Origin of the sequence: Hyphomicrobium zavarzinii ATCC 27496 (assembly GCF_000383415.1) — a bacterium.
In the GTDB taxonomy this organism is placed as follows: Bacteria; Pseudomonadota; Alphaproteobacteria; order Rhizobiales; family Hyphomicrobiaceae; genus Hyphomicrobium_C; species Hyphomicrobium_C zavarzinii.
Genome location: NZ_KB911262.1, coordinates 134,185 through 159,999, shown reverse-complemented (window position 1 = coordinate 159,999; position 25,815 = coordinate 134,185). Strand labels below are relative to the sequence as shown.

Sequence of the window (25,815 nt, the reverse complement as noted above, 5' to 3'; positions counted from 1 at the left end):
CCCATGGAACGCATGAACGCCGCGGCCGCCGAAATCGACGCCGCCAACAGCCAGGATCCGAACCGCATTACAGTGGACGGTGCGGACTATCCCGCCGAGCTGATCTACGGGCAGCGCATGTCGGCCATGCTCGCGCGTGTCTATCCCGATGCCTCGGAGGCGCTTCGTCTCGCCGCTCGCGCTCAGCACATCCGCCGGTGGGAAGTACCCCGCAACACTTATCCCATGGACCGGCCCGGCTACCTCCGCTGGCGCAAGGACCTCGGCCGCAAGCATGCCGAATGGGCGGGTGCCATCCTGGCAGACCTCGGCTACAGCGACGACGAGATTGCACGCGTCGGCGCTCTCATCCGCAAGGACAACTTCCGTCGCGACCCCGAGGCCCAGGCTGTCGAGGACGTCGCCTCGCTGGTGTTTCTCGCCCACTATGCCGAGGACTTCGCGGCGAAGCATGAGCCCGGGAAAGTCATCGGCATCCTGGTGAAGACGCTCGGCAAGATGTCGGAGCACGGCAAAGCGGCCGCAGCCGGGCTCGATCTTCCCCCTGCGGTTCGCGCCGCTCTCGAAACGGCGATCGCCGAGGCCGCCGCATCATGACCTCCTCGCCGGCTCACGCGCTCGCGGTCGTTTTCGCAAGCCACGGGGACCGGGGCGGCGCCTCTCCCAACGCTGCGTTGAACGCCCAGGCCAACGCCGTGCGCGCCCTCATGCCGGGCACACCTCTCTTCGCGGGCGTGCTGAAAGGCGAACCCACGCTGGAGCAGGCGCTCGCGGAGGCAGCCGCATCGGGAGCTGAAACCATCGCCGTCTATCCGCTCTTCATGGCGGACGGCTACTTCGTGCATAAAGTTCGCGAACGCGTTCTCGCCGCTGGCCTTGCGACAGAGCCGAGAATACTCCCCCCCCTCGGCCTCGACCCGGTCCTACCCGACATCCTGGTGCAGGAGGCCGTCGCCATCGCGCACCGTAGGGGATTCGAACCCCTCAATTCCCGTCTCCTGATCGCCGGTCACGGCTCGAAGCTCGGCCCCGCCTCCGCGAGCGCAACCCGCAAGGCCGCCGCCCGCGCCGCGCTCTCACGGCGCTTCGCCACTGTGACGACGGCGTTTCTCGAGGAAGAGCCCTTTCTGGAGGATGCGCTGCGAGCAAGTCCTGCACCGACCATCGTCGCGGGATTCTTCTTCGGCGATGGCATGCACGCCGGAGACGACGTTCCCGAAGCCATCGAGGAAACCGGCGCCAACGCGATCTACACCGGCCCCATCGGCAATTCGCCGGCCATCGCCCCCCTCATCGCCGCGGCATTGTCGGCGAACGGACCGGCAGCCTAATACGCCGAGATGTGAAACCCGCCGACACGGGCGCAGGCCGGCACTCGCACCGAGATCTCCCCGCTGTCCCAGCGGACGCCCCACTCGCAGGTCTCCTCGCTGTCCACAAAATAACTGAGCCCTGGAACGGCCGACCGGCACATCAGGCTCTCCGCATATTCGCACCGCGCCCGATCCGTCTTGAGCGCGTCCCGCAGCGGTGTACCGACACGAATGCCGAGACTGTCGGCCGCGCGCTCACTCCACGACGAAAGCGCCGTGATCTTGCCGCTCTCCTCGCTGCCGTAGATGTTGAACGACACACCATTGCGGCTGATGACGTAGCATTCCATCTCGCACTCGTCCGAAAACGTGACCGTATAGGGCTGGAACCGCCCCTTGATGAACGACGGCGAATAGCGGTCTCCGAGCGCAATCCGAAAATCCGCGTTCAAGGCGCTCTGGACATGCCGGCTATGAAAAACCAGCTCCGTCGCATCGTCGGCGCGCGCAGACGCCATGAGGACGAAGACGGTCAGCAACGCGGCGAGAGGGGAGAGGATGGTGAGGTGCAAAGCAGAAGACCTCCGGAAAAGCGAACCTGTCCGCAATCTAACGAAAAAGGCCGCTGCGTTGATGCGCAGCGGCCTCTTGTCGTTAATCCGTTAGCGCCTTGTAACGGCTACTCCCGGCGGCGGCGCTCGCCACGGCCGCCCTCGCGGTCGCGGCGCGGCGGACGCTCGGCCGAGAACGTCTCCTCGGGCTCGCCCTCGGCACGCGGAATCTCCTGACCGGTGGCCTGGTCGACGATCTTCATCGAGAGGCGCACCTTGCCGCGGTCGTCGAAGCCCAGGAGCTTCACATAGACTTCCTGGCCCTCCTTCACGACCTCACCCACGGTCTGCGGGCGGCCCTGCGTGAGCTGCGAGATGTGCACCAGGCCGTCCTTCGCGCCGAAGAAATTCACGAACGCGCCGAACTCCATGATCTTCACGACCTTGCCCTTGTAGATCTGGCCGACCTCGGGCTCCGACGTGATGCCGCGGATGCGGGCGAGCGCCTTCTCGATGCTCTCGCGGCTCGCCGACGCGATCTTCACCGTGCCGTCGTCCTCGATGTCGATCTTGGCACCCGACTCCGCAACGATCTCGCGGATCACCGAGCCGCCCGAGCCGATCACTTCGCGGATCTTATCGGTCGGAATCTTGATCGTCTCGATGCGCGGCGCGTACTCGCCGAGCTCCTCGCGGGCCCCCGTCAGCGCCTTGGACATCTCGCCGAGGATGTGCAGACGGCCACGATGGGCCTGCTCCACGGCAACCTTCATGATCTCCTCGGTGATGCCGGTGATCTTGATGTCCATCTGCAGCGCCGTGACACCGTTTGCAGTGCCGGCCACCTTGAAGTCCATGTCGCCGAGATGATCCTCGTCGCCGAGAATATCCGAAAGCACGGCGAAATCATCCCCTTCCTTGATGAGGCCCATCGCGATGCCGGCAACCGGCGAACGCAGCGGAACACCCGCATCCATCAGCGCGAGCGAGGTGCCGCACACCGTCGCCATCGAGGAGGAGCCGTTGCTCTCGGTGATCTCCGAAACGACGCGCAGCGTGTACGGGAACTCGTCCTGCTTCGGCAGCAGCGGATGGATGGCGCGCCAGGCGAGCTTGCCATGGCCGATCTCGCGGCGTCCCGGAGAGCCCATGCGGCCCGTCTCGCCCACCGAGTAGGGCGGGAAGTTGTAGTGCAGCAGGAAGCGCTCTTTCTTGGTGCCTTCCAGGCTGTCGATGTACTGCTCGTCCTCGCCGGTGCCGAGCGTCGCCACCACGAGCGCCTGCGTCTCGCCGCGCGTGAACAGCGCCGAGCCGTGCGTGCGGGGCAGCACGTGAACCTCGGAAAGGATGGGACGCACGGTCTCGAGATCGCGTCCGTCGATGCGACGCTTCGTCTTCAGCACGTCGCCGCGCATGATCTCCATTTCGAGGGCCTTGAAGGTGTCGCCGAGCAGCACCTTCTCGTTCGGATCGTCCGGCAGCTGAATGCCCTCGAGCACCTTCTTCTTGGCCTCGGCCACGAGATCCTGGCGCTTGCCTTTCTCCTTGGTCGAGAACGCGGTCTTGAGAAGATCGCCCGCGAGCTCCTTGACCTTCGCCTTGTACTTCTCCGCGTCGGGAAGCTTGATGTCCCAGGGCTCCTTGGCGGCCTTCTCGGCAAGCTTGATGATAGCGTCGATCACCGGCTGCATGTGCTTGTGGCCGAACACGACGGCGCCGATCATCTGGCTTTCGGGAAGCTCCTGAGCCTCGCTCTCGACCATCATCACGGCATCCTGCGTGCCTGCGACGACGAGGTCGAGCGTGCTTTCCGCCATCTCGTCGATCATCGGGTTGAGCACGAATTCGCCGCCGATGACGCCGACGCGGGCGGCGCCGATCGGTCCGAGGAACGGCAGACCCGAGAGCGTGAGCGCCGCGGAAGCCGCAACCATGCCAACGACGTCCGGATCATTCTCGAGGTCGTGCGAAAGAACGGTGACGACGACCTGCACCTCGTTCTTGAAGCCGTCCACGAACAGCGGACGGATGGGGCGGTCGATGAGGCGCGACGTCAGCGTCTCCTTCTCGGTCGGACGTCCCTCGCGCTTGAAATAGCCGCCCGGGATCTTGCCCGCGGCATACGTACGTTCCTGGTAGTTCACGGTCAGCGGAAAGAAATCGATGCCGGGCTTCGGGCTCTTTGCGCCGACGACGGTGGCCAGAACGCTGGTCTCTCCGTACTGCGCATAGACGGCGGCATCGGCCTGGCGGGCCATATGCCCGGTCTCCAGTTTGAGCGTGCGGCCGCCCCATTCAATTTCCACGCGATGAATATCGAACATGTGCGTTCTTTCGTTCTATCTCTGTTTCATGTCTTTTGATGCGCGGCTTCCATAGCACGAATGCAAGCAGCGCCGCGAACCGAAAAGGTCGGCGGCGCCAAAAGTGCTTTCGAAAAAGTGGAGGCCGATTTGCCAGCGATGGCGGAGGCCGAGCTTGCCCTTCGCGTCCCCCATGGGACCCGAGCGGAGCAGCACCTCGGCCATCACCAACCCGATTTCCGCCGCTATTAGCGACGGATACCGAGCTTCTCGATGATCTTCTGGTAGCGCGCCTCATCCTTGCGCTTCACATAGTCCAGAAGCTGGCGGCGCTGGCTCACCATCTTGAGCAGACCGCGGCGCGAGTGGTTGTCCTTCTTGTGCGCCTTGAAGTGCTCGGTGAGGCCGTTGATGCGCTCGGTCAGGATCGCAACCTGAACCTCGGGCGAGCCGGTGTCGTTCGCCTTGGTGGCATTGGCCTTGATGAGCTTGGACTTAGCTTCGGTCGTCAGCGACATCGGGGTCTCCTTTCAGGTGGGAGGCCGCCCCTTCGGGCGGCGATGAACGGCCATGGCCGGGATGTCGTCCAGCCAGGTCGCAAACAAGGACCATGATCGGATCAGGCTCCATCGCCTGACGTGCGATCATCGGTCCAAAGCAAAACGCCGCTCACGCCTGAGGCGCGAACGGGATGCGCCGTTATACACATTCGTCCGGACAGCGCGAGTGAAAAGTTTCACAAACAAGGTCAAGAGGTTGCAGGACTAAAAACCGAAGTTGCATAGGCGCAAGCTTCAAATCCCGTCAGCCGCCGAAATTGAACACCCGGGTGGGATGCAAGGCCCCCTTCTCGATCTCGCCCAGCGCCACGATCTGGCCCTTGGAGATCGCATACGCCACACCGCCCAGCACCGGCGCATCGCGCCCGCGGATCAGAATGCTGCGCCCCTGCGCCAGATCGGCAGCATCCGACGGGCTGACGTTGATCTCCAGGATCTCGCCCAGCGCCATCTCGACGGGGCGCAGGAACGACGAGAGATCCTCGCCCGCCTCCGCCGCCTCCTCGATCTCCTCGAGCGAGAACGACTCCTCCTCCGCGAACGGCCCCACGCGCATCCGGCGAAGCTCGATCACGTGCCCCCGGCAGCCGAGCGCCCGCCCCATGTCGCGCGCAATCGCACGCACGTAGGTGCCCTTGCCGCAGCGTGCTTCGAAGATCGCGACGTCCTCGTTCGGGGTCTCGAGCAGACGAAGCTCGTCGATGACCACAGGGCGCGCTTCGAGCGTCACCTCCTCGCCGTCGCGCGCCAAGGCATACGCACGCTCGCCGTCGACCTTGATGGCCGAGAACTGAGGAGGAACCTGCATGATCTCGCCCGTGAAGCTCGGCAGCAACGCTTCGATCTGGGCTGGCGTCGGACGCCCGTCGCCCGTCGCCACCACCTCGCCCTCGGCGTCGTCGGTCGCCGTCTCCGCACCCCAGCGCACGGCGAAGCGATAGACCTTCTCGCCGTCGACAGCGAACGACACCGTCTTCGTCGCCTCTCCGAACGCGATCGGCAGGATACCCGTCGCCAGCGGATCGAGCGTGCCTGCGTGCCCGACCTTCTGCGCGTTGAACAAACGCTTGAGAATGCCGACTGCGCGCGTGGAGGTCATCTCGAACGGCTTGTCGAGCACCAGCCAACCGTGAACGGCGTTGCCTTTTTTACGTCGTGCCATTGTGTGCTTACCTGCGTCCCGCACCGCTCGCCCGGATCAGCGAAGCAATCGGTATCTCTCCGCCCGCGTCATCCCGGCGGTCGTGCCGCCTCACGCGCCAGTCGCGTGTCGAGAGGCGGGGCTAGTCCTTCTCCACGTCTCGCCGCACCTTCTCGCTGTGCAGGAGCTGATCGATGCGCGTGACCTCGTCGAAGGTCTCGTCCTCGCGGAAACGAACCTCGGGCGCCACCCGCAGATCCACCGCATGCGCGATCTCGCCGCGAATGAACTTCGCGTTGCGCCCGAGCGCATCGATCACGGTCTGGGTGTCCTTGCCGCCGAGCGGCATCACGTAGGCCGTTGCCAGCCGCAGGTCGGGCGACATGCGGACCTCGGTGATGGTCGTCACGTGGGAAGCGAGCACGTCGTCATAGATCTCGCCGCGGGCCAGCATCTCGGCCAGCTTGTGACGGATCAGTTCGCCGACGCGAAGCTGGCGCTGCGAAGGTCCCTTCGCACTATGGGATTTTCGTCTGGACATATCTTCTCAATCCACCGGGATCGAACCGGCAAGAGGCTAATGGCCTCTATAGCGACGCAACTTCGGCTGCGAAGCAGCCCGGGAGCAAGGCGACTCGCGACGAGTGTCGCGCCTCGCGGAGCGCGCCCGATCGCTCTTTTCGAGCGATCGGAACAGCGCGCATGAGCGGTCTAGAGACTTCTCTTGATCGTCTCCACCTGGAAGCACTCGATCTCGTCGCCCTCGCGGATATCCTGGTAATTCGCGAACGCCATGCCGCACTCCTGGCCAGCGGGCACCTCGCGGACATCGTCCTTGAAGCGCTTGAGCATCGAGAGCGTGCCCTCGTGAATGACGACCTTGTCGCGGAGCAGACGCACCTTCGCGCCACGCTCCACCTTGCCTTCCGTCACGAGGCAGCCGGCAACCTTGCCGACCTTCGAGATGTTGAACACCTGCTTGATCGAGGCGTAGCCGAGGAAGTTCTCGCGCAGCGTCGGCGCCAGCAGGCCGGACATGGCCGCCTTAACGTCATCCACGAGATCGTAGATGATGCTGTAGTAGCGGATCTCGATGCCCTGCGAGTCGGCTGTCTGCTTCGCCTGCGTGTTGGCACGCACGTTGAAGCCGACGACGACGGCCTTCGAAGCCGCCGCGAGCGCGATGTCCGACTCCGTGATGCCGCCGACACCCGAATGCACGACGCGCGCCTCGACCTCGTCGGTGCCGAGCTTCTTCAGCGCGCCGGCGATGGCTTCCACCGAGCCCTGCACGTCGCCCTTGATGACGAGCGTGAAGTCCTTCTTGCCCGCCGAGTCCTTCAGCGTCTGCATCATCTGCTCGAGCGTGCGCGGCGTACCGGCCGAGCCGAGCGTCTCGCGGCGCTTGCGGATACGGTAGTCGGTGATCTCGCGGGCACGCGCCTCGTTCTCCACCACGGCGATCTGATCGCCCGCCTCGGGAGCCGAGTTGAAGCCCAGGATCTCCACCGGAACCGAAGGTCCGGCGCTGTTGACGTTCTTGCCCTGGTCGTCGATGAGGGCGCGCACGCGTCCCCACGCCATGCCGGCCACGACGATGTCGCCGACATTGAGCGTGCCGCGCTGAACGAGAACCGTGCCCACCGGGCCGCGTCCGCGCTCGAGCTTCGCCTCGATCACGACGCCTTCCGCCGAGCGGTCGGGGTTCGCCTTGAGGTCGAGAACTTCCGCCTGCAGGTGGATCGTCTCGAGCAGCTTGTCGAGGTTGGTCCGCTTCAGCGCCGAGACCGGCACCTCCAGCGTCTCGCCGCCCATGCTCTCGACCACGATCTCATGCGAGAGGAGATCGGTCTGCACGCGCTTGGGCTCGGCTGCCGGCTTGTCGATCTTGTTGATCGCCACGATGATCGGCACGTTCGCGGCCTTGGCGTGATTGATGGCTTCCACCGTCTGAGGCATCACGCCGTCGTCGGCTGCAACCACCAGCACCACGATGTCCGTCACCTTGGCGCCGCGGGCACGCATGGCCGTAAAGGCGGCGTGGCCCGGCGTATCGATGAACGTCACCTTCGCGCCCGAAGGCGTCGTCACCTGATAGGCGCCGATATGCTGCGTGATGCCGCCGGCCTCGCCCGCGACCACGTTGGTCTGGCGGATAGCGTCGAGAAGCGACGTCTTGCCGTGGTCGACGTGGCCCATGATGGTGACCACGGGCGCGCGCGGCTGCTGCGCCTCCTCGGCATCCTTCTCGCCGATGAAGCCCGATTCAACGTCGGCTTCCGAAACACGCTTTGCCGTGTGCCCGAATTCCGAGACGATGAGCTCTGCCGTATCCGCATCGATCACGTCGGTGATCTTGTGCATCGCGCCTTGCTTCATCAGGAACTTGATGAGGTCGACGGCGCGCTCCGTCATGCGGTTGGAGAGTTCCTGGATGGTGATGGCTTCAGGAATGACGACTTCGCGCACGATCTTGTCCCTGGGCTGCTGAATGCCCATGGCTTTCAGCTTCTCGCGCTCGCGCTTGCGCTTGAGCGACGCCAGTGAACGCTCCCGCTGCTGCTCGTCGAGCGCATTGTTGATGGTGAGCTTGCCGCGCTCGCGCTTCTCGTCGACAGACGGAGCCTTGACCGGCACGCGGACGACCTTGCCGCCGCGCTTGATGGCGCGGCTCTCCTCGTCGTCCGCCGTCTCGACGGCGACGGGACGCGGACGCGCGTCGTCTTTCCTCACGAGCTTGGTGGGCTCTGCGCCGCCGCCACGATCGGCGGGCGGTGCCGCACTCGCGGGGCGGGGCAGCTCGATCTGCTTCGGACGGCCGCCCTCACGGGGAGCAAAACGCGTGTCGTAGCTCGTCGGACGCGGACGCGACGAAGCCGGACGCCCGCCTTCCGCGCCGTGCGGGCGCGAAGCGGGGCGCTCGGAAGCCGGTGCTGCCGGGCGTGCCGGCGGCTCGGCGCGTGCAGCAGGGCTCGCCTGCTGAGCAACCGGCTGAGGACGCTGGGGCTCGGCTGCAGGAGGAGCAACCTCGGCAGCGGGCGGAGCGGCAGCAGGAGGCGGCGGAGCGGCAGCAGCCGCTTCGGCGGCGCGCTTGGCCTCGGCCGCGCGCTGCTCTTCGGCGCGCTGCGCATCCTCGACAGCCTGCTTGCGGGCCTCTGCGAGAGCGCGCGCACGGGCGTCGCGCTCTTCCGGCCTCAGAAGATCACCCTTACCGGCATCAGCCCGCGACTCGGCGCGGACCGGAGCCTTTGGCGGAGCCTTCGCTTCGACCTTGGGAGGCGCCGCCTGCGGGGCAGCCGGCGCGGCCTCGGGCTGCGCGCCCGGCGCGGCCAGCTTGCGGGTCTTGCGCTTTTCCACAACCACGGACTTGGAGCGTCCATGACTGAAGCTCTGCCGGACGTGGCCCGATTCAACGGTGCGCTGAAGCGATAGCGGTTTGCGTCCGCCCCCAGCCAGCGTCTTATCGGCAGTGTCCTTGGTTTCGCTCATTCGATATCCGTTCAAACCTTTAATTCACGAGCACTTTCCGGCCGATCGGATGCACCGATGCCGGACCGGTAGCGCCTAAGCCGCTCGGCCTCGTCATAAAACCGCTCAGCGGCTCCGCCTTGTATGAGGGCAGCATGTACCACATTTGACCGCCCCATGGCCAAGCTCAATTGTTCTGTCGATAGACTGGTTACCAAAGAGGCTTCCTTGCCACGGGCGCGCGCAACTGCAGCATATTTGCGCTGCAACCGCTCCCTCCCGCCGTCGGCGGCATCCGAAGCCTGCACCAGGACGGCCGTCGTCCCACCTTCCAAAAGCTCGTCAACCTGCTGAAAACCGGCAGTAACCAGCCCTGCCTTGTTGGCGAGCGCCAGCGCCTCCAGCACCCGCTTTTCCAGCAGGTGCTCCACGCGCTCCGGCAAGGCCGGATCGGCCTTGACCTGACGCTTGAGGCTCTTGGCAAACACGTTGGCTTTGACGGCGCGCTCGAGCACCGCCTTGTCCGCCTTGACCCAAACCCCGCGGCCAGGCAGACGCCGCGCGAGATCCGGAACGATGTCCCCTGAGGGATCTGCGACGAAACGGATCAGGTGGTCGGGGCTCAGCGCCTCCCGCGTGGCCGCGCACAGACGCTCCCCGCCGTGTCCATCCACGGCAGGCTCGGCATCGTCGTGCTGGCGGCGGCGGTCTGCCAATGCCCCAAGTCCTCCAAAACTGGTCTGCGGCGTGTCACGGCCTTAAGCTTCCGAAGCAGCTTCGGACTCGTCCGAACCTGCCTCGTCTTCCGGAGCCGTCGCTTCCTCAGGCGTGATCCAGCCAGCGAGCACGCGCGCGCCAAGGATCAGATCCTCGGCCTCCTTGCGGCCCACCTCGAAGCCGTCGAGCACGCCCTTGTGCCGCACCGGCTCCACGTCCTTGTCCTTCGAGCGCTCGGTCCAGCCGACGAGGTCGTCCGTCGCGCAGTCCGCGAGATCCTCGAGCGTCTTGATCCCGTTCTCGCCGAAAGCGACGAGCATCGCCGTCGTCACGCCCTCGACCTTCGAAAGGTCGTCGGAAACGCCGAGTTCCCGGCGGCGGGCATCACGCTCGGCTTCCTGCTTTTCGAGATACTCACGCGCACGCGTCTGAATCTCGCCAGCCGTGTTCTCGTCGAAGCCCTCGATGTGAGCGATCTCCGACAGATCCACGTAGGCGACTTCCTCCACCGAGGCGAAGCCTTCGGTCACGAGAAGCTGGGCGATGACCTCGTCCACGTCGAGCGCATCCATGAACGCCTGCGAGCGCTCTGCGAATTCCTTCTGGCGCCGCTCGCTCTCTTCCTGCTCGGTCAGAATGTCGATGTCCCAGCCCGTGAGCTGCGAAGCAAGCCGCACGTTCTGGCCGCGCCGTCCGATGGCCAGCGAAAGCTGGCTCTCCGGCACCACCACCTCGATGCGGTTGGAATCTTCGTCCAGCACCACCTTCGAAACTTCCGCCGGCGCAAGCGCATTGACGATGAAGCTCGCCGCATCCGGGTTCCACTGGATGATGTCGACCTTCTCGCCCTGCAGCTCATTGACGACCGCCTGCACGCGGGCGCCGCGCATACCGACGCACGCACCGACCGGATCGATCGAGCTGTCGCGGCTGATGACGGCGATCTTGGCGCGCGAGCCGGGATCGCGGGCGACCGACTTGATCTCCACCACGCCGTCGTAGATTTCCGGCACTTCCTGCGCGAAGAGCTTGCTCATGAACTCGGGCCGCGCGCGCGACAGGAAGATCTGCGGACCGCGCTGCTCGCGGCGCACGTCGTAGATGTAGGCGCGGATGCGATCGCCGTAGCGCACGTTCTCGCGCGGGATCATCTCATCGCGGCGGATGATGCCTTCCGCGCGTCCGAGATCCACGATGACGTTGCCGTATTCGGCGCGCTTCACGGTGCCGTTCACGATCTCGCCGATGCGATCCTTGTATTCGCCGAACTGCCGGTCGCGCTCCGCTTCGCGCACCTTCTGCACGATGACCTGCTTGGCGTTCTGCGCGGCCACGCGGCCGAAATCGAGCGGCGGCAGGCTCTCTGCGATGAGGTCGCCGAGCTTGGCTTCCGGGTTGCGGCGCTTGGCGTCGTCCAGCGTGATCTGCGTCGCCTCGTTCTCGACCGCATCGACGACGGCCAGCACGCGCGAAAGCCGCGTCTCGCCCGTCTTTGGGTCGATCTCGCAGCGAATGTCGTTCTCCGCGCCATAGCGCGATTTCGCGGCCTTCTGGATCGCGTCTTCCATGGCCTGGATCACGATCTTGCGGTCGATCGTCTTTTCCCGCGCGACAGCGTCCGCAATTTGCAGAAGCTCGAGCCTGTTGGCGCTAATGCCTGCAACGCCTGCCATCTTCAGAGACCCTCCACGTCGTCGGTCTTCAAATCGTCCGGATCGGCTTCGACGCCGTCTCCGAGCTGTCCTTTACCTTTGGCCTTGGCCCGGCTCAGGGCTTCCCGAATGAGCTCGTCCGTCAGCACCAGCCGGGCACTGGCGATAAGCCCGACTGCAAGTCCGATAACCTTGTGGCCGTCCTCGCCGAGGTCGGCCTCTATCAGCACCTCGCCGTCCTCGAACCCTTCGAGGATGCCGCGAAAGCGCTTACGTCCGTCGATCGGCGCCTTGAGCTCGATCTTGGCCTCCGAGCCAGCCCAGTCCACGAAATCGGACGGTCTCACCAGCGGCCGGTCGATGCCCGGCGACGAGATCTCGAGCCGGTAGCTGTCGCTGACGATATCCTGCACGTCGAGCAGCGGCGAAACGGCCCGCGAGATCGCCTCGCAGTCTTCGATCGTGATCGATCCGTCGGGGCGCTCTGCCATGATCTGCAGGGTCTTGCCGTCGCGCCCGGAAATCTCGATGCGAACAAGGCGAAAACCGAGGCTCTCGAGCACGGGCTCGACAAGCACCGCAACATCCGATGCGAGACCGGTTTCCAGAATAAAGCGATCGCGAGACGCGACCTCGTTCGAACTTTGCATACCTAGTGAATTCCGGCCGCCGCGGCAACGGGCGCTGCCAAAACAAAAAGAGCGGACCCTTGAGGGGCCCACTCTCAAAGTTGAGATGATCATGAGCAAGCGAATAATACGTGACTATGACACCCCTTGCAAGCGTGTTTCCTGGGGTTTTCAGGCCCGGAACAAAAGCCAACCGGGAGTTTGGCTAACAGTTTCGAGTCAAACTCGGGAAAAGCGGAAGAAATAGCAGCGCCGGCCTTCTCGGCCTGCTTTGGCCTCGTATCGCGTGGCGGGCCAGTCGTCGAGACGCACCCGCCAATCCTCCGCGCAGTCCGCAGTCCAGCGAAATTCGGGGGTCTGAGCCACCGCCAGCAGCGCAGTGCGCGCATAATCTCCTATGTCCGTTCCAAGCCTCAGCTCGGCCCCGGGCTTCATCACGCGCGCGAGTTGGTGCAACAGCTCGACGGAGAACAGACGGCGCTTGTGATGCCGCTTCTTCGGCCACGGATCGGGAAACAGCATGAACACGCGCGAGATCGAGGCTTCCGGCAACCAGCGCAGCAGCGGCCGCACGTCGTCGCCCCAAAGGCGCACATTTCCGAGGTGCCCCTCGTCGATGGCCGTCAAAGCCTTGACCATGCCTTCCTCGAACGGCTCGCACCCGATGAGACCGACATCCGGATGATGGCGGGCCTGCCAGATGAGATGCTCCGACCCGCCGAATCCGATCTCGAGCCACACGGCCGACGCGGCCGGCCCGAAGAGCTGACGAGCGTCCGCGGGCGCCCCCTGCGTGAGATCCACGCCCACGCGCGGCAGCAGATCGCTCATGAGCTGCCCCTGACGCGGGCTGAGCTTGCGCCCCCGCCGCCGCCCGAACGACCTCAGCTCCGTCGAATGCGCCCCGCCCTGCTTACCGTCAGCCGGATTCACGTGCCCGTCCTCAAAAAACAAACGGCCGCACACCTGCGGCCGTTCGCAACAACTCGGTTCCAGATCTCAAACGGCCTTCTTGATGGTCTCGACCAGATCGTCCTTCTCCCAGGAGAAGCCGCCGTCGTTGTCCGGCTTGCGGCCGAAATGCCCATAGGCCGACGTGCGTGCGAAGATCGGCTTGTTAAGATCGAGATGCTGGCGAATGCCGCGCGGCGTGAGATCCATCGACTTGGCGAGCGCAGCCTCGATGGCCGCCTCTTCCACCTTGCCCGTGCCGTGCGTGTCCACGTAGATCGAGAGCGGACGCGCCACGCCGATGGCGTAGGAAAGCTGGATGGTGCAGCGGTCCGCAAGACCGGCCGCAACGACGTTCTTCGCGAGATAACGCGCAGCATAAGCCGCCGAGCGATCAACCTTGGTCGAATCCTTGCCCGAGAACGCGCCGCCGCCGTGGGGCGCCGCGCCGCCGTAGGTGTCCACGATGATCTTGCGGCCGGTTAGGCCGGTGTCGCCATCGGGACCGCCGATGAAGAACTTGCCGGTGGGATTGATGTGCCAGACCGTATCCTTGCCGATCCAGCCCTCCGGCAGCGCCGCGCGCACGAACGGCTCGACGATATCGCGCACCTGGCGCGAGGAAAGATCCTCGACGATATGCTGATGAGACACCACGATCTGCGTCACGCCGACAGGCTTGCCGTTCTCGTAGCGCACGGTCACCTGGCTCTTGGAGTCGGGGCCGAGCTTCGCCGCATCCCCGCTCTTCGCCTTGCGGGCCTTGGCCAGGTCCTCGAGAATCTTGTGGCTGTAGTAGATCGGCGCCGGCATCAGCTCAGGCGTCTCGCGGCAGGCGTAGCCGAACATGATGCCCTGGTCGCCCGCGCCTTCTTCCTGGTTGGTCGGCTGTTGCGCATCGACACCCTGCGCGATGTCGGCAGACTGCGGATGGAGCAGAACCTTGATATCGGCCTTGTCCCAGTGGAAGCCGTCCTGCTCGTAGCCGATGTCGCGGATCGCCATCCGCGCCGTATGCGCAATCCAATCCTTCGTCACCGTCTCGGGGCCGCGCGTCTCGCCGGCGATGACCACCTGGTTGGTGGTGGCAAGCGTCTCGCAGGCCGCGCGGATGATCCAGGGATCAACGCCCGCGCTCGCACCTTCACGATAGAAGAGGTCGACGATCTCATCCGAGATCCGGTCGCAGACCTTGTCCGGATGCCCCTCGGAAACGGATTCGCTCGTGAACAGGAATGACTGGCGTGCCACTGGATCCCCTCGATATCGCGCTAAAGCTGGAACATTTTCCGACGAAGTGATCAGCGTTGCATCGTAGAAAATGTGACAAACAAAGAACCTAAAGTGCTTGATCCTAAGCGGGGCAGGACAAGTCAAAGCACTTCAGAGAATTCGGGCCGTGTCTTGCAGCTTTTACCGAGTCCGGTCAAGAGCGACGGCGCTTCGCCGCACCCCGAGCGGACGGCCCGCAGGCCGCCGCGCATTGGCTCGCACGTCCCCATGACGGGATGACTACAATTAGTCGACGTTTTCCTCGCCACCGAGCGAGCGAACTAGCTCCACCACTGAGCGGCGAACGCGCGGATCGGTGATCTTCACGAAAGCCTTGTTCAGCTCAAGACCCTCGCGGGTCGAAAGAAATTCGACGACATAGCTTTCTGTCGGCCGTTCAGCGAACCCCGGAGCGAGCGAGGTTTCCACCAGCTCCGCCGGCGCCTCGTCATAAAAGAATTGCACTGGCACGCCGAGCACGCGCGCCAAATCGAACAGCCGGCTCGCGCCGATGCGATTGACACCCTTCTCGTACTTCTGAACTTGCTGGAAGGTAAGTCCAAGGTGCTCGCCGAGCTTCTCCTGGCTCATTCCAAGCAACATTCTGCGAAGTCGGACACGAGTTCCAACATGCGCATCGATCGGGTTTGGCTTGCGCGAGCCACGCTCGGTATCGACCTCTTCGTCGATTGCTTCGTCTTTGGACATTCTTTTTTGCTCCGTACCCAACTCGACCGTTTCGGCTCGCCTCTTGCCTATGGAACTCGCGCAGCCGGGTCAATCTTGACGGTCATGAAAGAACTTTGCATCAAGTACTTTTGATTGAGACGGATACAAAAAAACAATTGATGGGCGAGATTTGTGCACTTCAGATAGCAGCTTTAAGGATTCGCCTACTGACCATCAAGCATTACGTGGAATGATTTCTTATCCTCAAAATGAAAAGTGTAGCAGCGAACAACACGCCAGCGAGCAGAAAAACGCCATCTCCCCACACTGCATACGCGGGCGGGCTATGAGATATTGGAAGTAATGAACTTGCACTTCCTTTCACGTTTATACCGAGCATGACTACAATCTTTCCGGTTGGTCCGACGACCGCTGAAATGCCGTTGTTCGCCACCCTGACCAGCGTCAGGCCCTCTTCTACCGCCCGGACCCGTGCTTGATGAAAATGCTGCCGCGGCCCCGTGGTGTTGCCGAACCACCCATCGTTCGTGACGTTCAGAAGCAAACCCGGACGCGCCCGACTCGCCGCACCGACACCCGGAAAAATCGCCTCGTAGCAGATAAGACTACCCACCGGCGGAAGCCTCGGCACGGCAAGCGTCGGTCTCGGGATAACACCCTCGGTAAACCCACCCCGCATCCGCGTAAGTTGCTCGAGCCCGACCGCCTCGAGCGCGGCTTGCCATGGCAGATACTCTCCGAACGGAACAAGATGGGTCTTGTCGTAGACGCTGCGCAACGCGCCGCCGCTGTCGAACACCATCAGGCTATTGAATGCGCGATAAGCCTGCGGAGAGGCCATGCCATCCGGAGCAGCAGCAGCGGGCTCACGCCGCAACGCGCCCGTCAGCAGCATGACTCCTTCCGGCAACGTCGCACCGATCGCCTCCAGCGCTTCGGGATGCTCCAGCGGCAGAAATGGCATCGCCGCCTCGGGCCACACCACATGCGTGATGCCGGCAAGATCGTCCCGCTCTCCCGCCGCGGTTCTGACGGAGAGATCGAGATGCTCCTGAAAGATAGCGCCCTGCTTCTCGGGCAGCCACTTCTCGCGTTGCGGAATACTCGGCTGCACGATGCGGATCTTGACGCCGTCCACGTGTCCCGTTGGAGCGGTCTCGATCCGAGAGATGCCATAGCCCGCCAGCAGAAGCAGCGGAGCAGTGACAACGAGCGCCGCGCGGAGCCCGGCGCGCCGCCGCGCAGCCCCAGCCGAAACATCGCCCATCATCACGAGCGGCGCGCCGAAGATCGGCACCGCAATCAAGGTCAGCCCGTAGATGCCGAGAAGCCCCGCGCTCTGCAGGAACACCGACGGCCCCGTGAGCGCATAGCCCAGCACGTTCCACGGAAATCCCGTAAGCACATGCCCGCGAAGCCATTCGAAACCGGCGAGCATGAGGGCGAGTACGAGCAGCCGCTGAAATCCCGGGCGCCACAGCAGAACGGAGAGTGCCGCCGCCGCCGCCCAGAACAACGCAAGACCCGCGGGCATCAGCGTCACCGCGAACGGCAGCAACCAGCCGAACTTGTCGGCCTCCACCAGAAATGCTTCCCCGATCCAGAATAGGCCGAAAAGAAAATAGCCGAATCCGAACCACCATCCCGAGATGGCAGCGGATCTCATCCCCTCCTCACGCACGCCCGGCCGCGCCGCCGCGTCGTCGATCAGCCAGACGAGAACGGGAAGTGAGAGAAACAGGATGGGCGCGAAAAGAAACGGCGCCATCGCCAAGTTTGCAAGCGCACCCGCTGCAAAGGCGATCGCATGGCGGCGCCAGCCCCGCGCCGTCCTCACCGCGTGCTGCCACTCGCCGAGGCGGTCTCGCACGTCCCTCATCGAGGTCAGCCGGACACGCCGCTGTCCGCCGCATCCGCGTGCGGCACGTGGATCTTGAGCCGCTTGACCCGGCGCGGATCGGCGTCGAGCACCTCGAACTCCACACCCGAGGCATGGCGGATCAGCTCGCCGCGCGCAGGCACGCGGCCCACGATCGCGAACACGAGCCCGCCCAGCGTATCGATGTCGGCCTCCTCTTCGGCCTTGAGCAGCTTGATCCCGAGCCGGGTTTCGAGCTCCTTCACCGGCGCGCGTCCCGACGCGACGAGCCCAAGCTTGGGATCGACAGCGATCAGATCGGCCTCCTCCTCGTCGTGCTCGTCCTCGATATCGCCCACGATCTGCTCGACCAGATCCTCGATCGTCACGAGACCATCTGTGCCGCCGTACTCGTCGACGATGAGAGCCATGTGAATGCGCGTCGCCTGCATGCGCACGAGCAGGTTCATCGCGGGCATGGACGGGGGAACGTAGAGGACCGGCTTCCTCAATTTCAGAACGGCAATAGGCCGCGTGAGATCGATGCGGCTGAGATCGGGCTTGCCGCCGGCGAGCCGGCTCTCTCCGTCCGCTTTGACGGTGTCAGCCTGGCCGGGACGCTGCTTGCTCGGCTCCCTCAGCGCACGCCCCGCCACCTCCGCCGAGATCCACCGGAACAGATCCTTGATGTGGATCATCCCGCGCGGATCGTCGAGCGTCTCGTGGAAGATCGGAATGCGCGAAACGCCCGCCTCCTCGAACAGGCGCACGAGCTCGCCAAGCGGCTCCATCTCCTCGATGGCGATGATGTCCGCCCGCGGCACCATGATCTCGTCGACGCGCGACGCGCCGAACCGCAGAAGGCCCGACAGCATCATGCGCTCTTCCGGCGAGAAGCCGCCGGTGACCTTGGCTTCTTCCTTGAGCAGAACCTCGAGCTTGTCGCGCAGCGTCGGCTGCTCTGAAAGCCCTAGCCGGGTCCAGAGATGATGAAGCCATCCGCTCGCGCTCTCGCGCATGGTAGGCCGCTCTCGGTCGAGACTCACATCGTCCATCTGGTCGTCGTCACTGGTCATGGGTTGCTGGAGTTACCTCGTCGCCGGCATAGGGATTGGCAATGCCGAGTTCCGCGAGAACCTCGATTTCGATGCCCTCCATTTCCTGAGCCTCCTCCTCCGTCTCGTGATCGAATCCGAGAAGGTGAAGCAGGCCGTGCACGACGAGGTGTTGAAGATGATGCGCGGGCGTCACGCCTTGCTCGGCCGCCTCCCGCTCGATCGTTTCCTGCGCCAGGATGATGTCACCCAGTTGAGGCGCGCTTTCCTCTTGAGGCCCCTTGAGAGCCGGGAACGACAGCACGTTCGTGGGCTTGTCCTTGCCGCGGAAACGCGCGTTGAGATCGCGCACCGTCGCGTCGTCACTGAGCGCGACGCACGCTTCGGCTTTGGGCTCGTCCGCGAAGAGAGGATAGGAGGCGAGCGCGCGGCCCGCGGCAGCGATCAGGCGATCCCGGTCGCCGATCCGCGACCAGTCGCCTGCTTCGTGGAGGATGTCGAGGCTGAGCCAGAGGGGCGCCGCAGGGCTCCCCTCGCTCAGACTTCGACTGTCCGGATCGTCGGGCATGTCTAAGGCTTCCTCGTCCCGGCAGGACCGGCACGATCATAAGCCTCGACGATCTTCGCCACGAGGTCGCGACGCACCACATCGACGCTGGAGAAACGCACGGCCGTAATGCCGGAAACATCTGTGAGCAGGCGCACCGCCTCCTCGAGCCCCGAGGTCATACCCGGAGGCAAATCGATCTGCGAAGGATCGCCGGTGATGACCATCTTCGAGCCTTCGCCGAGGCGGGTCAAAAACATCTTCATCTGCATGCTCGTCGTATTCTGCGCTTCGTCCAGAATGACGAACGCATTGGCGAGCGTGCGCCCGCGCATGAACGCGAGCGGCGCAATCTCGATCACGCCCTGCTCGAGGTCCCGCTCGACCTTTTCGGGCGGCAGCACGTCGTAAAGCGCGTCATAGAGCGGACGCAAGTAGGGATCAACCTTCTCGCGCATGTCGCCTGGCAGAAAGCCCAGACGCTCGCCGGCTTCCACCGCCGGACGCGAGAGAATGATGCGCTCCACGAGCCCGCGCTCGAGGCACTGCGCAGCGAACGCGACCGCAAGATAGGTCTTGCCGGTGCCCGCCGGGCCGATGCCGAACACGAGATCGGTTTTCTCGAGCGCACGAATGTAGGTGCTCTGCGCCGGCGTGCGCGCCTTCACGACACGCCGCCGCGTCGCGATCTGCCCCTGCCCGTCGGAGGGAGCATCCTGCTGGCGGGAGTGTCGGATCAGCCCGTCGAAATCGCCCGGTCCCACATGCTCTCCCTTCGTCACGCGCTCGTAAAGCTGTTCCAGCACGCCGCGCGCAATTTCGCACGCCGCCTCTGAACCGTTCAGAATGACGACATTTCCGTGGGCGTGCGCCTCGATGCCGAGACGGTCCTCCACGAGAGCCAGATTGGCGTCGAACTCGCCAAGGAGGCGGGTGAGATGTCGGTTATCCTCGAACGGGACGACCACTCTCTTGTTGGGAATTGGGGATTTAGCCACTCGCCGTCGACCTATGGCCGTCTGGCCGCGAACTGCTGTCAATCGCCTCGTCTCCTAAGAGAAGCGCTTCCCAGTGACGGGAAGCCTGTTGTCCGTTGCGCAGCACGATCAATCAAAGCCCTGACCGGAGCCGAATCGCGACTCCTTCCCTTGAGCCTAGAGCCGGAACGCCGCCGAGGCGAGCGGCCTCGATCCGATGAGCTGCGCTGATCGGACTTTCGAACAGGAACCTTTTGTGCGCTCGCATGCGGTGGTGAGAACCCGGCCAGAAGAGAACGTGCTCTAGAATAGGCAAGACGGGCGTCGAATCAACGCCCCTGCCAACCGCGGAACGGTTAACAGGCCTATTTGGATCCGCGTATGACACCGGAAAGGCTGTTCGCCCCGGCAGCCTGGATCTCCACGTCGATAATCCGGCCGATCAGATCCGGCTGCGCATCTGCGTGCACCAGCTGGAGATAAGGGGAACGCCCCACGAGCTGGCCGTCGCGCCGCCCGGTCTTCTCGAACAGAACCGGCAGCGTCCTGCCGACTGTCGCGCGGTTGAAGCGGCTGTGGCCCTCGTCGATCGCCGCCTGCAGGCGTTCGAGCCGCTCGCGCTTCACGCCCTCGGCCACCTGCCCTTCCATCTTCGAGGCCGGCGTTCCGGGGCGCGGGCTGTACTTGAAGGAGTACGCGTGCGCGAACCCGACTTCCTTGACCAACGTCAGCGTCGCCTCGAAATCCTCGTCCGTCTCACCCGGAAACCCGACGATGATGTCGGTCGATAGCGCGATATCGGGGCGCGCCTCGCGGATGCGCTCGATCAGCCGCATGTAATCGGCGCCCGTGTGCTTCCTGTTCATCGCGGCCAGCACGCGGTCCGATCCGGCCTGGAAAGGCAGATGCAGATAGGGCATCAGCTTTTCCTCGTCGCGATGCGCGGCGATCAGATCATCGCTCATGTCGCGCGGATGGCTGGTCATATAGCGGATGCGATCCAAGCCGTCGATCGCGGCCAGATGACGAACGAGGCCCGCAAGCGTCGTCGCCCGCCCGTCCGGTCCATCGCCATGATAGCCGTTCACGTTCTGCCCGAGCAGCGTAACCTCGCGCACGCCGCGCGCAACGAGGCGGCGTGCCTCCTCTACGAGAGAGGACACCGGCCGCGAGAATTCCATGCCGCGGGTATAAGGCACCACGCAGAACGTGCAGAACTTGTCGCAGCCTTCCTGCACGGTGAGAAAAGCGGACGCCGCTTTCGCGGGCTTACGATCAGGCAGCGCCTGGAATTTATCCTCGTCCGGAAACGCCGTCTCGACCAGCGCGCTCTCGCCGTTCCTGAGACGCGCGAGAAGCTCCGGCAAACGGTGATAGCTCTGAGAGCCGAGCACGAGATCCACGGCCGGGGCGCGGCGCACGATCTCCTCGCCCTCCGCCTGGGCGACGCAGCCCGCCACCGTGATCAGCGTGTCCTTGCCGCCCTTCGCGCGATCACGCTTGATGTCGCGCAGGCGCCCCAGATCCGAATAAACCTTCTCTGCCGCCTTCTCGCGGATGTGACAGGTGTTGAGAATGGTGAGATCGGCTTCCGACGCGTCGCTGGTCTCGACATAACCCTCGGCCTGAAGCGCCTCGCTCATGCGCTCGGAGTCGTAGACGTTCATCTGACAACCGAATGTCTTGATGAAGACACGCTTCGCCGCCAGCGTAGCATCCGGCTCGCTGTGCCGCGACTGGAGCGGCGTCTCGTCGAGAAGCGATGTTTCGAAATCGTCCACGGGGCTTTCCGGATAGCAGGCGCGGCTCGAATTGAACGCGTGCACAGCGGGTATCACAAATTCATCTGGGCCACATCCCCACGTCACCGCATTGCAGCATTGCGGGGGTGTCTTGTCCAGTGCGGCGCACAAACATAGTCACCGGATTTTGCACGAACAGGCACGGAAATATTACGTTGCATCAAAGACCTGACCCAAACTCGCAGCCCGTTAAACCTAACTGCAAAACGCCCGGTCTCTGCCGCATCCCTCAACGAAACAGCGTGTCACCGCTCTTGGCGGGACGGCTCGCGGTGCGCGCCTCCGCCACGGGGGTCGTGACGGCGATCGGCGCATCCGCCGGATAGTTGCGCAACAGACCTACGACGTTCTGGCGGATCTCGTCCTCGCTCCGCCGCGCGAGATCTTTCCGGTCGGCGAAGCTTTCGAGCGGGATCGGCTTGCCGATGCGAATGCGCACATCCAGCGGCCCCGCCTTGAGCAGCTCCCACGCGTGGCTCTGCATCTCCATGTCGCCGTACCAGCCGACGATCGGGCGTGCGGCACGGTTCATCGGCACGCCATGCAGCCGCGTGTAGACGAGCGACAGGGTCTGCACCACCACGTCCGGCGTCGCCGCAGAGGCCGCGCCTGCCTTCGCGGGAGGTTTCGCGGCGGCGAACAGCGAGGTCTTGAAGGGCAACACCCGGTTTCCGTCGCTCGACGTGCCCTCCGCGAACAGCACCACCGTATCACCCATGGCGAGGCGGCCCATGATCTCGTTCGTCGTCTCGCCCACGGCTGTGCGACGCTCGCGATCGACGAACACCGATCGCTGCAGCCGCGCGAGCGTGGAGACGAAAGGCCACCGCGAGACGTCTTTCTTCGCCACGAACGAGACCGGCGCGACGGCCGAGAGCACCGAGATGTCGAGCCACGAAGTGTGGTTGGAGATGAGCAGCACCGGCTTGTCTTTGGCCACCTCGCCTTCGATGGAAAGGCGCACACCCATCAGCCGGCACACCTGCCGGTGATACCAGTGTGGAAACCTGCGGGCGCGCGCCGGAGACACGCGGAGAAGCGCCGCCTGGATCGGCATCAACGGCACGGTGAGCGCGAAAAATCCCGCAAGAATGGATGTGGCTCTGAACGTTCCCATACTCGAAACCTTGGTCGGCGCGATGCGGCGATCCCCAGCCGAGCCCGCGTTAGCCCTTGCGCGGCGACTTCTTCTTGTCAATCGGCTCGCCGTAGAGCTCCAGCCGATGCCCGACCAGCACGTAGCCGAGCTCCCGCGCGATCTTTTCCTGCAGCTTCTCGATTTCCTCGCTGTGGAACTCGATTACGCGGCCGGTCGCAATCTCTATCAGATGGTCGTGATGGTCTGGCGACGCCTCCTCGTAGCGCCCGCGTCCGCGCCCGAACGCATGCCGTTCGAGAATACCCTTCTTCTCGAGAAGATTGACCGTCCGGTAGACGGTCGAAAGCGAGATGTGGGAATCGACCAGATGAGCGCGCCGGTGCAGTTCCTCGACGTCAGGGTGATCACGCGCCTCGGAGAGCACGCGGGCAATGACCCGGCGCTGGCCCGTCATGCGAAGTCCATGCTCCGCGCACAACACCTCTAGCCGCGAGAGGCTATCGTTTTTCGAGACCGGCATGGCGCATATCCCGAGCAATGATCGGATGCGCTCCTCCGAAGTCCGACCGGAACCTACGCGAGAGCAGCGCGAATCTCTTTGGTCTACTGGATTATAATAGGGGATTCCACAAGGCCGTCTAAAGCCTTAGTGCTAACGTCACCGCATCCACTGCTTGCGCGCCGGGACGCTCGTAGTAGCCCCGCCTCAACCCCGTTCCGAGGAACCCCGCCCTCCGGTAAAGCTCCAGCGCGGCGTCGTTGTCGGCCGCCACCTCGAGAAAGAGCTTCTTGGCCTCGGCCCGCTGCGCGGCCCGCGCCACGCCATCGAGCAGCCGGCGCCCCAATCCCTTCCGCTGCCAGGCAGGCGACACGCCGATGCTGAGAATTTCCGCTTCATCCGCGGCGAGCTGGGCCATTACGAACCCCACGCACACTTTGGGCGCTCCGCCCACCATAGCCATGAACGCCGTCGACGCGGGATGATCGAGCAGTGAACGCACGCTGTCCTCCGACCACGGGGGCGAGAACAGCTCCGCGTGAAGCCGCGCTATCTCGGCGGCTTGTTCGGGCCCAGCCCACAGCAGCGAGACGTACTTCGGATCGAGCGGCGCTCCGTTGGTCATGATACTCTCTTGAGCGAAAACCCGTCCTGCGGCTTCGCATCCGGCGGCCTCAGATAAAGGGGGCGTGGCAAGCCGGTTGGTGCGCCGAGAACGGCAGCTTCGGGAATGAACTGCACATCGGGTTCGAGCGCGCCGGGATATGCCGCGACACGCGCTCCCTCGCAGGCACGCGCAGCGGCGGCCACCGCCTCTGCACCCGATCCGGCTGCGATCGTATCCATCGTGCCGAGGAGCGAAACCGCAGTCTCCGGCGTGACGAGAGACGGCTCGCCGATCGGCGCCAGAGTACCCGCGGCGAACGCCTGGAAATAGATTTCCCCGCGCCGCGCATCCACGGCGGCCGCCAGCACTTTGCCGGACGCCTCCATCGCGCCAAGCTTGGCCGCAGCAGTATAGGCCAGCACGGCAAGGCTCGAAAGCGACACCACCTGAGCACCGCTTGCAAGCGCCAGCGCACGCGCCGTGCCGATACCGACGCGCTGGCCGGTGAACGTACCCGGCCCGACCGTCACTACGATTCGGTCGAGCGCGTCGAACCCGAACGGGGCCTCCGCCATCACTTCGGAGATCATCGGCATCAGCCGCTCGGCGTGCCCGCGCTCGAGACGTTCGAACCGGAAGGCACAGCGGCGCGACGAGCCCGCGCCGCTCTGCGGCACGCTCCACGTGGCCGCCACCGAGCAGGCGCCGAAACAGGTATCGAAAGCGAGCATGTTCATGCTTCGAGCCTATACCCTGAAGCGGCTCGCGCAACGAAAGTTTTTTAATCTATCCGGCTTGCATCGAAAGCAGGATCACTCGGCAATCGCAGCCCGAAATGCCTTAGATGATTTTCGCGAGCTCCTCGAACGCAAGACGTGGCGAACGCGGACGCAGAGCCGAGGCGTCGCCGTAGCCGAGATTGCAGAGGAAATTCGCGACCACCTCCGTCCCCGCGAAGAACTCGCGCGTCACACCCGCCTGATCGAAGCCCGACATCGGACCGCAATCGAGCCCCACGGCGCGCGCGGCCATGATCAGATACGCACCCTGCAGCGACCCGTTGCGGAAAGCGGTTTCGCGGATGTGCTCCGGCTTTCCCGTGAACCAGGAGCGCGCGTCCGTATGCGGAAAGAGACGCGGCAGCTCGTCATAGAACTTGAGATCGTAGCCGATGATTGCCGTCACGGGCGCCTTCATCGTCTTGTCGCGGTTGCCTTCCGAAAGAAGCGGCTTGAGCCGCGCCTTGGCCTCCTGCGACTTCACGAACACGATCCGCGCCGGCGAGCAGTTGGCGCTCGTAGGGCCGAGCTTCATGAGATCAATGATTTCGACGAGCAGCTCGTCCGGAACCGGTTTGTCCTGCCACACGCTGTGGGTCCGCGCGGCAAGAAAGAGCTGCGAAAGAGAGGCTTCGTCGAGAGAGAACGCCATAGCGGGAAATCCTGAAGGCTGGAAAAGCTGGCGGGAACGCGGAGTAGGCGCAAAAAGAAAGAACCCCGCCGGGAAGGCGGGGTTCCGAAAAAACCGGGATCACACGGCCTGGACTTCTTCCACCTCAGGGCAGAAATGCCGCAACAGGTTCTCGATGCCGTGCCGCAACGTGGCCGTGGAGCTGGGACAGCCCGAGCAGGCGCCACGCATATGCAGATAGACGATGCCATCGCGGAAACCGGCGAAGGTGATATCGCCGCCATCTTGCGCCACGGCCGGACGCACCCGCGTCTCGAGCAGCTCCTTGATGGTCGCCACCACATCGGCGTCCTTGGCGTCATAAGCGCCATCCGCCGTGTCGTTCGCGCCATCGCCGTCGACGATGTTTGCGCCCGACATGTAGTGCTCCATGATCGCGCCGAGGATCATGGGCTTCAAATGCTGCCACTCGGCATCATTCTTCGTCACCGAGATGAAATCCGAGCCGAGAAACACACCCGACACGCCCTCGATGTCGAACAGGCGCTTGGCGAGCGGCGAGGAGCCGGCGTCGCGCTTGGCCCGGAAATCGGCGGTGCCGTCCTCCAGCACGGGCTTGCCGGGGATGAACTTCAACGTCTGGGGGTTCGGCGTTGCCTCGGTCTGAATGAACATGTCGTGTCTCCTCGCAAACCGTGCAGGCAGCTCCATAGC

General features: G+C 64.3%; 25 protein-coding genes. 2 read left to right on the top strand and 23 right to left on the bottom strand.

Features of this window, described 5'->3' with window-relative positions:
- Positions 1–3 precede the first annotated feature (3 nt).
- Both F812_RS0119415 and F812_RS24755 read left to right on the top strand, forming a co-directional pair.
- Positions 4–597: a DUF4202 domain-containing protein gene (locus F812_RS0119415; protein WP_020087647.1), complete on the top strand. Its 594-nt coding sequence runs from the start codon at positions 4–6 to the stop codon at positions 595–597.
- A complete protein-coding gene (locus F812_RS24755) occupies positions 594–1,331 on the top strand; it encodes a sirohydrochlorin chelatase (RefSeq protein WP_020087646.1) in 738 nt (245 codons plus the stop codon). The genes F812_RS0119415 and F812_RS24755 overlap by 4 nt, the downstream gene beginning before the upstream one ends.
- On the opposite strand, the gene F812_RS0119405 is transcribed toward F812_RS24755, so the two are convergent.
- The 23 genes from F812_RS0119405 to F812_RS0119290 form a co-directional block, all read right to left on the bottom strand.
- Positions 1,328–1,885: a hypothetical protein gene (locus tag F812_RS0119405; RefSeq protein WP_020087645.1), complete on the bottom strand. Its 558-nt coding sequence runs from the start codon at positions 1,883–1,885 to the stop codon at positions 1,328–1,330. The genes F812_RS24755 and F812_RS0119405 overlap by 4 nt on opposite strands.
- A 107-nt stretch (positions 1,886–1,992) precedes the next feature.
- Positions 1,993–4,188 (bottom strand): polyribonucleotide nucleotidyltransferase, encoded by a 2,196-nt coding sequence (gene pnp, locus F812_RS0119400; protein WP_020087644.1) that lies wholly within the window; start codon positions 4,186–4,188, stop codon positions 1,993–1,995.
- Between the two features lie 227 nt (positions 4,189–4,415).
- Entirely contained in the window at positions 4,416–4,685 is a 270-nt protein-coding gene (rpsO, locus tag F812_RS0119390) for a 30S ribosomal protein S15 (protein WP_020087642.1), read from the bottom strand.
- Positions 4,686–4,971: 286 nt separating this feature from the next.
- Entirely contained in the window at positions 4,972–5,889 is a 918-nt protein-coding gene (truB, locus tag F812_RS0119385) for a tRNA pseudouridine(55) synthase TruB (RefSeq protein ID WP_020087641.1), read from the bottom strand.
- Between the two features lie 121 nt (positions 5,890–6,010).
- Positions 6,011–6,409, bottom strand: coding sequence for a 30S ribosome-binding factor RbfA (gene rbfA, locus F812_RS0119380; RefSeq protein WP_020087640.1), 399 nt, complete (start codon positions 6,407–6,409; stop codon positions 6,011–6,013).
- A 170-nt stretch (positions 6,410–6,579) separates the two neighbouring features.
- Complete coding sequence (infB, locus tag F812_RS0119375; RefSeq protein ID WP_020087639.1) at positions 6,580–9,357, bottom strand: translation initiation factor IF-2; 2,778 nt, start codon at positions 9,355–9,357, stop codon at positions 6,580–6,582.
- An 11-nt stretch (positions 9,358–9,368) separates the two neighbouring features.
- Positions 9,369–10,052: an RNA-binding protein gene (locus tag F812_RS0119370; RefSeq protein ID WP_020087638.1), complete on the bottom strand. Its 684-nt coding sequence runs from the start codon at positions 10,050–10,052 to the stop codon at positions 9,369–9,371.
- 42 nt (positions 10,053–10,094) lie between these two features.
- Entirely contained in the window at positions 10,095–11,726 is a 1,632-nt protein-coding gene (gene nusA, locus F812_RS0119365) for a transcription termination factor NusA (RefSeq protein WP_020087637.1), read from the bottom strand.
- Positions 11,727–11,728: 2 nt separating this feature from the next.
- Positions 11,729–12,355, bottom strand: coding sequence for a ribosome maturation factor RimP (gene rimP / locus F812_RS0119360; protein ID WP_020087636.1), 627 nt, complete (start codon positions 12,353–12,355; stop codon positions 11,729–11,731).
- A gap of 198 nt (positions 12,356–12,553) precedes the next feature.
- Positions 12,554–13,267 (bottom strand): tRNA (guanine(46)-N(7))-methyltransferase TrmB, encoded by a 714-nt coding sequence (gene trmB / locus F812_RS0119355; protein ID WP_020087635.1) that lies wholly within the window; start codon positions 13,265–13,267, stop codon positions 12,554–12,556.
- Between the two features lie 66 nt (positions 13,268–13,333).
- Positions 13,334–14,536 carry a methionine adenosyltransferase gene (gene metK, locus F812_RS0119350; protein WP_020087634.1) on the bottom strand — a complete coding sequence of 401 codons (1,203 nt, stop codon included), beginning with the start codon at positions 14,534–14,536 and terminating at the stop codon, positions 13,334–13,336.
- A 267-nt stretch (positions 14,537–14,803) separates the two neighbouring features.
- Positions 14,804–15,265, bottom strand: a complete 462-nt coding sequence (locus F812_RS0119345; RefSeq protein WP_020087633.1) for a helix-turn-helix domain-containing protein — start codon at positions 15,263–15,265, stop codon at positions 14,804–14,806.
- Between the two features lie 202 nt (positions 15,266–15,467).
- The gene (lnt, locus tag F812_RS0119340) at positions 15,468–17,126 is read right to left on the bottom strand and encodes an apolipoprotein N-acyltransferase (protein ID WP_020087632.1); all 1,659 of its coding nucleotides are present in this window, start codon (positions 17,124–17,126) and stop codon (positions 15,468–15,470) included.
- 5 nt (positions 17,127–17,131) lie between these two features.
- Entirely contained in the window at positions 17,132–18,181 is a 1,050-nt protein-coding gene (locus F812_RS0119335; protein WP_156827555.1) for a CBS domain-containing protein, read from the bottom strand.
- Complete coding sequence (gene ybeY / locus F812_RS0119330) at positions 18,171–18,728, bottom strand: rRNA maturation RNase YbeY (protein WP_020087630.1); 558 nt, start codon at positions 18,726–18,728, stop codon at positions 18,171–18,173. Before ybeY ends, F812_RS0119335 begins: the two co-directional genes overlap by 11 nt.
- A 2-nt stretch (positions 18,729–18,730) precedes the next feature.
- Positions 18,731–19,705, bottom strand: coding sequence for a PhoH family protein (locus F812_RS0119325; RefSeq protein WP_245257717.1), 975 nt, complete (start codon positions 19,703–19,705; stop codon positions 18,731–18,733).
- A gap of 344 nt (positions 19,706–20,049) precedes the next feature.
- Positions 20,050–21,465: a tRNA (N6-isopentenyl adenosine(37)-C2)-methylthiotransferase MiaB gene (gene miaB, locus F812_RS0119320; RefSeq protein WP_156827554.1), complete on the bottom strand. Its 1,416-nt coding sequence runs from the start codon at positions 21,463–21,465 to the stop codon at positions 20,050–20,052.
- 250 nt (positions 21,466–21,715) lie between these two features.
- Entirely contained in the window at positions 21,716–22,603 is an 888-nt protein-coding gene (olsA, locus tag F812_RS24750; RefSeq protein WP_020087627.1) for a lyso-ornithine lipid O-acyltransferase, read from the bottom strand.
- Between the two features lie 49 nt (positions 22,604–22,652).
- On the bottom strand, positions 22,653–23,105 hold the full coding sequence (locus F812_RS0119310) for a Fur family transcriptional regulator (RefSeq protein WP_020087626.1): 453 nt from the start codon (positions 23,103–23,105) through the stop codon (positions 22,653–22,655).
- Positions 23,106–23,223: 118 nt separating this feature from the next.
- Entirely contained in the window at positions 23,224–23,709 is a 486-nt protein-coding gene (gene rimI, locus F812_RS0119305; RefSeq protein WP_020087625.1) for a ribosomal protein S18-alanine N-acetyltransferase, read from the bottom strand.
- A complete protein-coding gene (gene tsaB, locus F812_RS0119300) occupies positions 23,706–24,428 on the bottom strand; it encodes a tRNA (adenosine(37)-N6)-threonylcarbamoyltransferase complex dimerization subunit type 1 TsaB (protein WP_020087624.1) in 723 nt (240 codons plus the stop codon). Before tsaB ends, rimI begins: the two co-directional genes overlap by 4 nt.
- Positions 24,429–24,531: 103 nt before the next feature.
- Entirely contained in the window at positions 24,532–25,122 is a 591-nt protein-coding gene (locus F812_RS0119295; protein WP_020087623.1) for a malonic semialdehyde reductase, read from the bottom strand.
- 99 nt (positions 25,123–25,221) lie between these two features.
- Positions 25,222–25,776 carry a NifU family protein gene (locus F812_RS0119290; protein WP_020087622.1) on the bottom strand — a complete coding sequence of 185 codons (555 nt, stop codon included), beginning with the start codon at positions 25,774–25,776 and terminating at the stop codon, positions 25,222–25,224.
- Between the last annotated feature and the right edge of the window lie 39 nt (positions 25,777–25,815).

What these genes read in the sequence shown, in the direction of transcription:
- lnt (WP_020087632.1), bottom strand. Translation starts at nt 17,126, where the DNA reads ATGAGGGACGTGCGAGACCGCCTCGGCGAGTGGCAGCACGCGGTGAGG.
- truB (WP_020087641.1), bottom strand. Translation starts at nt 5,889, where the DNA reads ATGGCACGACGTAAAAAAGGCAACGCCGTTCACGGTTGGCTGGTGCTC.
- olsA (WP_020087627.1), bottom strand. Translation starts at nt 22,603, where the DNA reads ATGGGAACGTTCAGAGCCACATCCATTCTTGCGGGATTTTTCGCGCTC.
- F812_RS0119295 (WP_020087623.1), bottom strand. Translation starts at nt 25,122, where the DNA reads ATGGCGTTCTCTCTCGACGAAGCCTCTCTTTCGCAGCTCTTTCTTGCC.
- ybeY (WP_020087630.1), bottom strand. Translation starts at nt 18,728, where the DNA reads ATGCCCGACGATCCGGACAGTCGAAGTCTGAGCGAGGGGAGCCCTGCG.
- rpsO (WP_020087642.1), bottom strand. Translation starts at nt 4,685, where the DNA reads ATGTCGCTGACGACCGAAGCTAAGTCCAAGCTCATCAAGGCCAATGCC.
- F812_RS0119290 (WP_020087622.1), bottom strand. Translation starts at nt 25,776, where the DNA reads ATGTTCATTCAGACCGAGGCAACGCCGAACCCCCAGACGTTGAAGTTC.
- F812_RS0119335 (WP_156827555.1), bottom strand. Translation starts at nt 18,181, where the DNA reads ATGACCAGTGACGACGACCAGATGGACGATGTGAGTCTCGACCGAGAG.
- nusA (WP_020087637.1), bottom strand. Translation starts at nt 11,726, where the DNA reads ATGGCAGGCGTTGCAGGCATTAGCGCCAACAGGCTCGAGCTTCTGCAA.
- pnp (WP_020087644.1), bottom strand. Translation starts at nt 4,188, where the DNA reads ATGTTCGATATTCATCGCGTGGAAATTGAATGGGGCGGCCGCACGCTC.
- F812_RS0119310 (WP_020087626.1), bottom strand. Translation starts at nt 23,105, where the DNA reads ATGCCGGTCTCGAAAAACGATAGCCTCTCGCGGCTAGAGGTGTTGTGC.
- F812_RS0119415 (WP_020087647.1), top strand. Translation starts at nt 4, where the DNA reads ATGGAACGCATGAACGCCGCGGCCGCCGAAATCGACGCCGCCAACAGC.
- rimP (WP_020087636.1), bottom strand. Translation starts at nt 12,355, where the DNA reads ATGCAAAGTTCGAACGAGGTCGCGTCTCGCGATCGCTTTATTCTGGAA.
- rimI (WP_020087625.1), bottom strand. Translation starts at nt 23,709, where the DNA reads ATGACCAACGGAGCGCCGCTCGATCCGAAGTACGTCTCGCTGCTGTGG.
- F812_RS0119345 (WP_020087633.1), bottom strand. Translation starts at nt 15,265, where the DNA reads ATGTCCAAAGACGAAGCAATCGACGAAGAGGTCGATACCGAGCGTGGC.
- tsaB (WP_020087624.1), bottom strand. Translation starts at nt 24,428, where the DNA reads ATGAACATGCTCGCTTTCGATACCTGTTTCGGCGCCTGCTCGGTGGCG.
- F812_RS24755 (WP_020087646.1), top strand. Translation starts at nt 594, where the DNA reads ATGACCTCCTCGCCGGCTCACGCGCTCGCGGTCGTTTTCGCAAGCCAC.
- infB (WP_020087639.1), bottom strand. Translation starts at nt 9,357, where the DNA reads ATGAGCGAAACCAAGGACACTGCCGATAAGACGCTGGCTGGGGGCGGA.
- rbfA (WP_020087640.1), bottom strand. Translation starts at nt 6,409, where the DNA reads ATGTCCAGACGAAAATCCCATAGTGCGAAGGGACCTTCGCAGCGCCAG.